Origin of the sequence: Clostridium chromiireducens (assembly GCF_002029255.1) — a bacterium.
GTDB classification, from domain to species: Bacteria; Bacillota; Clostridia; order Clostridiales; family Clostridiaceae; genus Clostridium; species Clostridium chromiireducens.
In genome coordinates, this window is record NZ_MZGT01000064.1 from 15,115 (window position 1) to 27,498 (window position 12,384).

Annotated in this window: 9 protein-coding genes; 5 read left to right on the forward strand and 4 right to left on the reverse strand. The window is 30.4% G+C overall.

Annotated elements, in window-relative coordinates:
• Positions 1-7: 7 nt before the first annotated feature.
• Positions 8-1,087 (forward strand): FAD:protein FMN transferase, encoded by a 1,080-nt coding sequence (locus CLCHR_RS18915; RefSeq protein WP_119366592.1) that lies wholly within the window; start codon positions 8-10, stop codon positions 1,085-1,087.
• Between the two features lie 338 nt (positions 1,088-1,425).
• Here the strand turns inward: CLCHR_RS18915 and CLCHR_RS18920 are convergent, their stop codons facing one another.
• Both CLCHR_RS18920 and CLCHR_RS18925 read right to left on the reverse strand, forming a co-directional pair.
• Positions 1,426-1,962, reverse strand: a complete 537-nt coding sequence (locus tag CLCHR_RS18920) for a Gx transporter family protein (protein ID WP_079441470.1) — start codon at positions 1,960-1,962, stop codon at positions 1,426-1,428.
• A gap of 1 nt (position 1,963) precedes the next feature.
• On the reverse strand, positions 1,964-2,344 hold the full coding sequence (locus CLCHR_RS18925; protein WP_079441471.1) for a NusG domain II-containing protein: 381 nt from the start codon (positions 2,342-2,344) through the stop codon (positions 1,964-1,966).
• Positions 2,345-2,758: 414 nt separating this feature from the next.
• On the opposite strand from CLCHR_RS18925, the gene CLCHR_RS18930 reads away from it, so the two are divergent.
• Entirely contained in the window at positions 2,759-5,725 is a 2,967-nt protein-coding gene (locus CLCHR_RS18930; protein ID WP_079441472.1) for a bifunctional diguanylate cyclase/phosphodiesterase, read from the forward strand.
• A 338-nt stretch (positions 5,726-6,063) separates the two neighbouring features.
• Entirely contained in the window at positions 6,064-6,513 is a 450-nt protein-coding gene (msrB, locus tag CLCHR_RS18935; RefSeq protein WP_079441473.1) for a peptide-methionine (R)-S-oxide reductase MsrB, read from the forward strand.
• A gap of 79 nt (positions 6,514-6,592) precedes the next feature.
• On the opposite strand, the gene glgX is transcribed toward msrB, so the two are convergent.
• Both glgX and CLCHR_RS18945 read right to left on the reverse strand, forming a co-directional pair.
• Positions 6,593-8,773, reverse strand: a complete 2,181-nt coding sequence (gene glgX / locus CLCHR_RS18940; protein WP_079441474.1) for a glycogen debranching protein GlgX — start codon at positions 8,771-8,773, stop codon at positions 6,593-6,595.
• A gap of 229 nt (positions 8,774-9,002) precedes the next feature.
• A complete protein-coding gene (locus tag CLCHR_RS18945; protein WP_079441475.1) occupies positions 9,003-9,968 on the reverse strand; it encodes a YbgA family protein in 966 nt (321 codons plus the stop codon).
• Between the two features lie 205 nt (positions 9,969-10,173).
• On the opposite strand from CLCHR_RS18945, the gene CLCHR_RS18950 reads away from it, so the two are divergent.
• A complete protein-coding gene (locus tag CLCHR_RS18950) occupies positions 10,174-11,283 on the forward strand; it encodes a CobW family GTP-binding protein (protein WP_079441476.1) in 1,110 nt (369 codons plus the stop codon).
• 92 nt (positions 11,284-11,375) lie between these two features.
• Positions 11,376-12,314 carry a TIGR03943 family putative permease subunit gene (locus tag CLCHR_RS18955; RefSeq protein ID WP_079441477.1) on the forward strand — a complete coding sequence of 313 codons (939 nt, stop codon included), beginning with the start codon at positions 11,376-11,378 and terminating at the stop codon, positions 12,312-12,314.
• Positions 12,315-12,384: the final 70 nt, after the last annotated feature.

A 12,384-nucleotide genomic window follows, 5' to 3' on the forward strand; every position in this document is an offset into this window, starting at 1 on the left:
GCAGCCTGTGAAGAAGAAGATATGCACATTTAGGAAAAAGAATATATTTAAATTTACATTAATACTTTGCATTTTAAGTGTTCTAAATCTTATATCATGTACAAATATTAGAAATAAATATTTTGAAAAAAGCAGTATTGTAATGGATACTGCAGTTACACTAAGTGCAAGTGGTGATAAATCAAAGGAAGCAGTTGAAGAAAGTTTTAAAAGATTGAAAGAAATAGAAGAAATGGCAAGTACAACTATAGAAACAAGTGATATTTACAAAATAAATAGTGCATCAGGAAAGGATTATGTACAGGTTCATCCTGAAATAATGAAAATGATACAGACATCAATAAAATACTCTAAGCTAAGCAATGGTGCATTTGATATCACTTTAGGTCCATTAATAAATTTATGGGGTATAGGCACTGATAATGAAAAGTTACCTAAAGTTGAAGAAATAAAGGATAAATTACCCCTAGTTGGGTATGATAAAATAGATGTAAACGAGGCTGAAGGCAGCATAATGCTTAAGGAAAAAGGAATGGCCGTAGACTTAGGTGGAGTTGCCAAAGGGTTCGCAGCTGATGAAGTTTTAAAGATATATAAGAAATATGATATTAATAATGGTCTTATAAATCTAGGTTCAAGCTCTATCTATGCATTTGGAAAAAATAAAGATAATAATAAATGGTCTGTTGGAATTAAAAATCCTAGAAGTAATGATTCTAATGAGTATATGGGAGTAATAAAGTTATCTAATGAATCATTATCAACATCAGGAGACTATGAAAGGTATTTTATTAAAGATAATAAAAGATATCATCATATTTTGAATCCTAATACTGGTTATCCAGTAGACAATGGTGCAATCAGCGATACAATAGTAATAAATGGTGATGTTGAAGATAATGGTATGTTAGCGGATATCCTTACGACAACAGTATTTGCGTTAGGTCCAGAAAAAGGAATAGAGTTAATAAATAGCATAACAGGAGTTTCATGCGAAATTACTACTTCTGATTATAAAGTTTATACTTCCGATGGATTTAAAGATAGGATTGAGAATTTAAAAGGTGATTTCAAATTTGTAAATTGAGATTACAGATATCCAAACTAAAACTAGTCTTATGTGTAACTTACGGAAATAAGTAACATATTGTGTTTTGGTTTCTAGAAAAGTGATACACTCAAAGCTAACAAGTATGAATAGTTATTCTTATTTTAAGTCAAATATATAATTTAGATATGTATAGATAAACAATTTGAAAATGAACTGTTAAAAGTGCTAAATTGTAGGTTGTTCCACTAATGCTTGTCACAGTGAAATTGTGAGCAAGCGTTAGTGATGCAACCTGCAATTTAGCACTTTCTGCGAAATTATTATGCCCTGTGGGTGCAACAATGTGTCTACTTTCGATGGTTTATCTCATAAGTTCAAGTTACATGCCGATTATCTATATCATCGAAATAACGTAGCCTAGAAATATGCCTAACTATAAAATTTGAAGTTAGTCCAATAAAAATACCAGTACCAATACCTGCTATAGATAATATAGGTAAGTAAAGCATTACCCATATATTTTGAACTATAATGGAGCCTATTATTAATTGTCCTAAATTATGAAAGAAGGCCCCAGAAGCACTGACTCCTATTATACTTATTTTATCCTTACCGACTGTCTTAACAAGTATCATAGCATAATAACTAAGAATTGCACCGGCAGCACCATACATGAGGGTAGAAAGGTTCCCAGTAAATATAGTCGATAATAAAAGCCGTAATATAATAATTAGGAATACATCCCGCTTATTTTCTAGTATATATAGCGCTATAACGGTAATAAGATTTGTTAAACCAAGTTTTGCGCCAGGTGCAATAAAAGGTACTGGAATCATGCTTTCTATAGTATAGAGTGCTAGAGCTTGAGATACAAAAATGCCAATAAGAACTATGCGAAATGTTTTATTCATTTTAGCACCTCAAACTATCGGAAACAACATCAGTACTTTTTATTTCAATCATAAGTTTATGTGGAAGGCAAACGATAATCTGACCAGGTTCAGATATAAAGTCAGAATGCATACAAATTTTATCTTTGCAATCAGCATCTACTATTTTAATAGATTTATCTTTGATTTCGACAGTATTATGACCGTATGGAGTTTTGATGTCTATTTGTTCATCGCCTCTATGTTCTGATAGAGCTATTGTTTTAGATATTTTTCCATCGACAGTTATTTCAGCACAAATTCCATTATAATGTCTATTAATCACTACTCCAAAAACAATTTCAGGAATAAAGGATAAACATACTAAAAAAATTATTGTTATAATATCCCATTTTTTAAACATACTAGTTCCTTCTTTAACCTTAAATTTTATATGTAAAATATTTCAAGTGTATTTATGGATAATATTGTATAATACTATTCGGATTAAAACAATAGTCAAATGCTATAAAATCACTTTATTTTTATATTTATATAGTTTTTTATGGTTATTTCTTATCATTGTACTGATATTTGCATTTTTACTAGTTCTAGTATCAAAATAAAAGTAAAATTTATGAACTCGTGTGCATGTATAAAGTTATATTTATATGATCGCACTTTTAGATTCCATATACGTGTAGCGTTATATATAAGGAGGATTAAAAACATTGAAAGGTTGTGTAATGGATGATAAAATTAGAATTAATGGCCTCAAATTTTGTATATTAACATTTCTTTGTATAGTATTCCAATCGAGTGGTTAGGGGGGATAGATTTGAAACTTACTTTTAAAATGAAATTATTTTTATACTTTTTAGCAATAATATTAATTACTTCCATTCCAATAGCACTAATATCTTATAAGTACATATATAGTTCCTTAAAGGACGAGTTGTCTAAAAATACTTTAGCTCAGATGAGGCAAATAGATAATAATTTATCAAATATGATTAAATCAATAAAAGAAAATGCTAAAGTTTTAGCCTCTACAGAGGATATGAAAAAAGCTGACCAATCAATATCAGCTCTGTTTAATATACCTGATATTGAAATACATAAAAAATATTCTAAGCAAATTCCGGGGATTGAAAGCACTTTATATAGTTATTTTGAGAATTATGGAATGAATCATTCGGAAACTACATACGCGTATATTGGGACTAAATGGGGTGGATATATTCAGTGGCCAGATGGTTTAGGGACAAGTACATTTGACCCGAGGCTAAGACCGTGGTATTCTTTAGCTTTAAATAATCCAGATGAGGTAAAGTTATCAGAACCATATATTTCTGCAATTGATACTAGTCACAATGTAATTGTAAGTGCATCTACAACAGTAAGAAGTGCATCAGGGGATATATTAGGGGTAGTGGGGATCGATGTAAGCCTTGACAAATTATCACAGATGATAAAGGATATTAAGGTTGGAGATACAGGGTATATATTTCTTTATTTAAAGGATGGTACAATGCTCGCACACCCGGATTCTAATTTGAATTTTAAGAATATTTTACAGTTAAATCAATTAGGATATGAGGTTACAAAAGAGGATGCAACATCAAATTATTCTTTTGACAACTATAAAAAATTTATTGATGTAGAAAGTGGTAATTTTGAAACTGTTATTAATGGAGTTCCTGTTATAGTTAATGTATATACATCTCCAGATACGGGATGGAAGATGGCATCAGTTAATAGAAAAAGTGAGCTTTTAGATAGAGCTAATAATGTTGCTTATATTATTGCATTGATAAGTTTCTTCGCATTAATATTCATTATTATTCTAACCTTTATTGTAACGGAGAAATTAACTAAGCCAATTAAAGAGTTAAAACCTTTAATGCAAGCAGCTGGTAATGGTGATCTTTCTGTTAAAGCAAATATACATACTAACGATGAATTTGGTGAACTAGGAAGTTCTTTTAATTTAATGATTACTAAATTGAGTTCAAGTTATGAAGAATTGTCATCTGTATACGAAGAACTTTTGGCAACAGAAGAAGAACTTAGAACTCAATATGAAGAGCTGCAGAGCAGTGAAGAAGCTTTAAAAAGTAGTGAAGAAAGGTATAAGCTTGCTTTAGAATGTGCTAATGATTCAATCTGGCAATGGGATATTGAGACAGGAGAATTTTTTGCTTCTGATAAATTAGTGGACATTATTGGGTATAACCTAAGTAAAATCCGCAATTTACGCGAAATAGCTAGGGAGTTAATTCATCCAGATGATATTGAAAGAGCTATAGAAGAATTCCATAGTCACATTAAGGATCCAAATAAAGTATATAATTCAGAATATAGGGTGAAAACAAGTGATGGGAATTATGTATGGATTCTATCTAGTGGTAAGGCTATAAGTAATAACGAAGGTAAGATTATAAAGGTTGCGGGTTCTATTAGAGATATTTCAAATAGAAAGGAATCAGAAGATAAAATAAAATTTATGGCTTTCTATGATTCCTTGACCGAGCTTCCAAATAGAACTTTATTTCTAAATAAGTTGAATGAACAATTAGAATTGTCAAAGGATGAAAATGGACAAGGAGCAGTATTCTTCATAGATTTAGATAATTTTAAAAATATAAATGATACAATAGGTCATGATTATGGAGATAAGCTTCTTATATACTTAGCAAAACAATTTAAGAGTCTAGGGATAGGAGAAGAAGATATTATTTGTAGGCTGGGTGGAGATGAATTTATTCTTTTGAAATCGTCTATTGAAGAATCAGAAGTTAAATCATATGCGAAAAAAATACTATCTTTATTTAAAGAAAGTTTTAATATTGATAATAAGCAAATGTATATTACTGCAAGCATTGGTATAGCATTGTATCCAAAAGATGGATCAGATACAAATACTATTTTAAGAAATGCAGATTCGGCAATGTATAAAGCGAAAGACTTGGGGAAGAATCGATATGCTTTATATGATCCAGAAATGTACTTGAAGCTTGAAAGAAAAACAACTATTGAAAGAATATTAAGATCATCAATTGAGAATAATGAGTTAAGTATTAATTATCAACCACAGTATGACACGCAAAGTAACGAAATATTTGGGTTTGAGGCTTTAATAAGATTAAATAGTAAGGAATTAGGTTTTATATCTCCTTTAGAGTTTATTCCAATAGCCGAAGAATGTGGTTTTATAACTCAATTAGGACAATGGATTCTAAATGAATCTTGCAAGCAAAGTGTTAAATGGCTTAATTCAGGATATAACTTTAAAAGTATAAGTATTAATATCTCTTCAGTTGATTTACAGCAGCCATTTTTCTTAGAGAATGTTAAAGAAATAGTAGAGAGTACGGGAATTAATCCAAGTCTTGTGGAGCTTGAAATTACAGAAACAGTGCTTATGGAATCACTTGATACTAGTATAAATATACTAAGAAAATTGATGGAGATGGGTATTAGAATTGCACTTGATGACTTCGGTACTGGGTATTCTTCATTAAGTTATCTAAGGAAAATGCCAATAAATACATTGAAAATTGATAAATCATTTATTGATAATATTACTTCAAGTAGAAAAGAAGAATCTATTATGAAGAATATTATTCAAATGGCTCATAGCTTAGACCTTAAAGTTGTAGCAGAAGGTGTAGAAACGAAAGAGCAGCTTTTAATTCTTAAAGAGAGGAAATGCGATTATATCCAAGGATATTACTTTAGTAAGCCACTTCCAGAGAATGAAATTGAAAAACTGCTTGAAAAAAGTAGAAACATTAATTTATAAGAGGGTTAATTTACATAAAAAGTAATGGATTAGCTAAATTAATATTTTATTTAAAACTAAAGTGGCCAGTTACATAATTACAAGTTAAGTAACTGGTCTTTTTGTTTCAAAGGAGTTTTAGAATTTAGTAAATGACGAATTCTTATACAGAGCTAGGATATGTTAAATATTTATAACTTATATAAATATTTTTAAATGGGTAGAATTACTAGAGAAGTGATAAAATATTATCAGTGAAATATTTAAAACAAAGCAGGGAAGAGCAAGATATAAGATTTTTATTCAAAGGAGATTAAAATTTAATTTTAAGTTTGAATTTTTATAAGGGAGTGAATGCTATGGTTACAAAATACATAAAAAAATCTAAAGAAGAACTTAAAGAAGAGTTAACAGAGGTTCAATATAAAGTTACACAAGAAAATGCAACGGAATCACCTTTTCATAATGAATATAATAATTTTTATGAAAAAGGAATTTATGTAGATATTACAACTGGAGAACCTTTATTTTTATCGTCGGATAAATTCAATTCGGGCTGTGGTTGGCCTGCTTTTTCTAAACCAATTGATAGGTCATTAATTAAAGAGAAAATGGATACAAATCATGGTATGGTAAGAACAGAAGTAAGAAGTAAGACAGGTGATGCACATTTAGGACACGTATTTACTGATGGGCCAGAAGAAATGGGTGGTTTAAGGTATTGTATTAACTCAGCGTCACTTAAATTTATTTCAATGGATAAAATGAAGGATGAAGGATATGAAGAGTATTTGGATTTGCTGAAATAAACAATTTAAGGTGGATGTCAGTTTGGGGTTATTAAGAAGCATATTTAAATGACATCCACTAAACTAAAGAAATTTAAAATTATACTTTAAGTGTACCAATTAAAATTACCACAGATCTTGAATCGAGTTCAATGTTATTGCCTACTCTAAGCATTTCATTTACTGAATGTATAAAGTCTTCTCCAGAGGGCATAGCAGTATTTACCGCAATTCTCCACTCTAAATTTATCGGTAAATCAGGTAACCGCATAGTTACCTTTTTCCAGTATGAATTTATAGCAATATATATAATGTCATCGGCGGTTGTAGCTTTATTCCATCCTGCAAACATTACTCCAACAACTCTCGTTTCATTTGAGGAATCTAAATACCAAGGTTCAGTACCATGTTTACTAACATGAGGTAAGCCACATTTAGCGGTTTCGATTCTACTTCGGAGTACAGGATGGGATTTTCGAAAATTTATCATATTCTTAAAGAACGTAAATAGTTCTATATTCTTATCTAATAAGCTCCAATTAAGCCATGAAATTTCATTGTCTTGGCAATATGGGTTGTTATTTCCAAACTGTGTATTTCCAAATTCATCTCCTGCTAAAAGCATTGGAGTGCCTTGGCTTGCTAAGAGAACAGCACAGGCATTTTTTATTAATTTCTTCCTTAGATTTAATACATTTTCGTCATCAGTCTCGCCTTCAACTCCACAGTTCCAGCTGCTATTATTATTTTCTCCATCAGTATTGTTCCATCCATTTTCTTCATTATGTTTATGGTTATAGGAATATAAGTCATATAAGGTGAATCCATCATGACAGGTGATAAAATTTACAGAAGCATTTGTACCTCTGCTATTAGGATCGTATAAATCATGAGAACCAGAAATTCTTTCAGTAACGGAACCAGCAAGCCCAGAATCACCTTTTAAAAATCTACGAATATCGTCCCTGTATTTCCCGTTCCATTCTGACCATCTTTTCCAAGAAGGAAAACTTCCAACTTGATATAATCCTCCAGCATCCCAAGCCTCAGCTATTAATTTCGTTTTTGCGAGAATTGGATCAAAGGCTAGGTTTTGCAATAAAGGAGGATTATTCATTGGGGAACCATCTTCATTACGACCAAGGATCGAAGCTAAGTCAAATCTAAAACCATCTATTCGATATTCAGTGACCCAATAACGTAGGCAGTCTAATATAAGCCTTTGCACAACAGGATGATTGCAGTTTAGGGTATTTCCACAGCCACTAAAGTTATAATATTTGCCTTCAGGAGTAAGCATATAGTACAGGTTATTATCAAATCCTTTGAAAGAGATATACGGTCCATTTTCATCTCCTTCAGCTGTATGATTAAATACAACATCAAGAATTACTTCTATTCGATTTTCATGAAATTTTTTTATTAATGATTTTAGTTCTTCTCCCTCTCTATTATTTTCGGATTTAGAAGTATAGCTGGCGTTTGGAGCAAAAAAACATACAGGATTATATCCCCAATAATCATATAGTCTTTTTCCGTTTATATATCGTGAATTTAACATTTCATCAAATTCAAATATTGGCATAAGCTCAACGGCGTTAACTCCAAGTTCATTTAAATATGGAATTTTTTCTTCTAAGCCAGCAAAAGTGCCGGGATAATTTACGTTAGATGATTTATGCTTAGTAAAACCACGAACATGCAATTCATAAATAATAAGATCTTCCATAGGAATTGATAATTGTTTGCTGTTTCCCCAGTCAAAATCGTTTGCAACAACTCTGGATTTATATTGATAACCACATACTGCTTTAGATCCCCACACGCTTTGGCCAGTAATTGCTTTTGAATATGGATCGAGTAAATATTGAGAACTATCAAAAATTAGTCCCTTCTCCGGAGCATAGGGCCCATCTATACTAAACGCATATTCAAATTCCTCAATGTTTAATCCCAATACAATCATTGAGTATACATTACCTATCCTATAATTTTTTGGAAATGGTATGATAGCATAAGGATCGCAATTGCCTGGCCTAAATAGCAGCAATTTACATGAAGTCGCATTCTGCGAATGAACAGTAAAACTAACACCTCCTGGAATAACTACTGCACCATTTTCGAGATAGAATCCTGGACGAATTTTAAATCCATCAACTTCATCCATTGGAACTAGATTTTTTTCTATTATTTTTGAAAATTCATCAGAATTTAAGAGTGTTTTCAATGTATCAGCATCCAATTTAGTACTATTTTTCAGCGGAAATTTCGAAGTATCCATTATACATCATCCTTTCTCTTATTTCTCATCTGATTTTAATAACACGTGCGTAATCTTTTACTTGAATCAGTATTAAGAAGGATATATTATCAATATATTTAAATTCTTAAAATTGTTTATTATAATTGAAAAAATTTTAGTGGAACACTAGATAATCAAGGAATATGCTAGAGATGTAAGTAAGAAAAAATAATAAAGGCAAACTTTATAAAAGCTGCCTTTATTATTTTTATATTTTAACTTTTTCTGAATCTTCTAATATAATTAAATCTTCTGGATAGGGGTTAAAATAAGTTTGCTCTAAAAGATAATCAATATTAAATCTTACTATATATGATTTTACAAGAAGCAGTGGTGTACTTATTGTGAGCCTTCCAATCCTGTATTTTTCAAAAGAATCAAGTAGTAGGTCTATTTCTTTTTTAGTTATATCTTTAGAAAAGTGCCCCATAGCATGCATCAAAACATTTATATTATTTGTATGCCTAGGAAGTTTCTCGAATACAAGGTTCAAGTTTTTTTCATATTCATTTAAAATATCTTTAATTATTAATCCTTCTTTATTAGCTATAATCCTGCCAAGAATCTTTGTATATTTTTGGCTATTTGCCATGAGTAGAAATTTATTTTTAGTATGAAAATGTATTAATTCATTTAGAGAGTTAGATGCTTTTACTTTTCTAAAATCTGCATTCATAAAAATCCTCGCGAGAAAATTATCACGGATTCGATAGTTATGTAATCTTCCCTCATCTTCTGTGGGGGTATAGGGAAATATTTCTTTGATTTTATTGCCAAACAATCCTGATCCCCTAGTACTTCCTGTAACTTTAGAGGTTCCATTATATACTTTAACATTTTTATGGCCACAGGAAGGGGAACCGCCTTTTAAAAGAAATCCATCAATATCCTTTAGAGAGTTTAAATATGAGTCTGCAAATTCACTCATTTCTTTAGTAAAATCCTTTCCTGTTTTTGGTTGATATAGTCTCAAGTCATCATTTAATAATGCAACTCTAAGGGTATCTCTTGGAACTTTAAGTCCTAATGACATCTCTGGACAAATGTTGATAATGGTTACATATGGTTTTAAATGTTCAACAAATTCATCTGTTATCATCTGACCATTATATCGACAACTATCAAATCCCAAGCATCTGCTAAAGAAGACATTCGGTTTAGTGAAATCACACATGTAAAACACTCCTTTACTTAACTTATTTATAATATTATCATATACCTAAAAAGAAATTCATTATTGGTTTATAAAAAGTTATTATATATCATTTATTGACAGCGTTTTGTTTTGGAGTTAGGATTAAAATTAATTATATAATTGGTTTGTAAGTTATAATTTCCAGGTGTACTAATTAATTATTATTTATAGAAAGGATTTTTTTATGACGAAAGTAGATATAATATCAGGTTTTCTAGGAGCAGGAAAGACTACGTTAATTAAAAAATTAATAGAAGAAAAGGCTTTTGGAAATGAGAAAATTATGATAATTGAAAATGAATTTGGCGAAATAGGAATTGATGGAGGTTTTTTAAATAACTCAGGAATTGAGATTACTGAAATGAATTCAGGATGCATTTGCTGTTCTTTAGTTGGTGACTTTGGAATTGCCCTAAAAGAAGCATTAAATAAATATTCACCAGACCGTATAATAATTGAACCATCAGGAGTAGGTAAATTATCTGATGTAATTAAAGCAGTAGAAGATATAAAAGATGATGCAAATATCAAGCTAAATAGTTTTACAGCAGTAGTTGATGCAATTAAATGCAAAATGTATATGACAAACTTTGGAGAGTTTTTTAATAATCAAATTGAAAATGCGAACACAATTATATTAAGTCGAACTCAAAAACTTTCAGAGGAAAAACTGGAGGTATGTATAAATCAAATCAGAGAACATAACGATAGTGCAACTATAATAACTACAAATTGGAATGAAATAAAGGCTGAACAAATTCTTTCTGCAATGGAAAGAGAAAATTCTCTTGAGAAAGAGCTGTTAAATATAACCGCGGAATATAGTGAACATAAACACCATCACCATGATGGATGCACTTGCAATGAGCATAATAAAAGTGATCATCAGCACGATGAAAATTGTAGTTGCAAACATCATAATCATGAAGAACATAGCAAGGAGGAATGCAACTGCGGAAATCATCACCATCACCATCACGACAATGAATGCGATTGTGGACATGAGCATCATCATGCAGATGAAGTATTTACAAGTTGGGGAATGGAGACTCCAAAAAAGTTTTCAAAAGATGAGATAACAAATATATTAAAATCGTTAGCTGATTCTTCGGATTATGGTGTTATATTACGTGCAAAAGGTATAATTCCATGCGTAGAAGGTGGATGGATTAACTTCGATTTGGTTCCGGGAGAATATGAAGTGCGTGAAGGATTGCCAGATTATACAGGAAGAATATGTGTTATAGGAACAAATCTAAATAAAGATGAAATAGGAGAGTTATTTCACATATAGATAGAAATTGAAAGTAATAATAAGCATCATTGGGGAATTAAATACCTATTTGCATGGTGCTTAAGAGAATTAGAAGAAAGAAGGAATGATTGATGACAGATATCCCAGTTTTTCTGATCACTGGTTTTTTAGAAGGTGGTAAGACTACTTTTGTTAAAGAAATATTTAATGATCCAGAATTTATTGAAGGAGAAAGGATTACTTTAATTGTTTGCGAAAGTGGAATAGAGGAATATGAAAAAGAATTTATAAATAGAAATCATGTTAAGTTAGTGAGTATAAGCGACAAAGAAGAATTGACATATTCATTATTAGATAAAATTAATAAGGAAAATAAGCCGACTAAAGTTTTAATAGAATATAATGGAATGTGGGAATTTGACATTATTGAAAAATTAGGATTGCCGAAGGGTTGGGAGATTGCTCAAATTATAACACCTATAGATGCATCTACTTTTGATAGTTATATGAATAATATGAAATCTCTATTAATAGAGCAATTCAAGAATTCTAATTTAATTGTTTTTAATAGATGCAATGAAGTGACGGATAAATTGAAATTTAGAAATGGCGTAAAAGCAATTAATGCACATGTAAGTATAATTTTTGAATTAGAAAATGGCGAGATTGATGATAGACCATTAGAACTACCTTTTGATATTAATGCTGATGTCATTGAGTTTGAAGATTATGATTTTGGTGTATGGTATTTAGATGCGACAGAATTTCCAGAGAAATATGAAGGCAAAAAGATAAAAACAAGAGGAGTTGCTTATATAAATCCTAAGTACCCTAAAGGTATTTTTGCGTTTGGAAGAAATGCCATGACATGTTGTGAAGATGATATTACTTTCCTAGGGTTTTTGTGTCAAACTGCACAACCTATTGATTTTGATGGAAAAGAATGGATTGAAATAGAAGGTACACTTCATAGGAAATTTATACAAAATGAACAAAGGGAAATTCCTTATATAAATGTAAGTAATTTTAAAACTATAAATAAACTAGAAGAGGAATTGGTTTATTTCTAAGGAGTAAATTTATGCTGTTTAAAATAAAAATCCTAGTTTTATGGAATAATAATAGTTTATAGAATAGGAA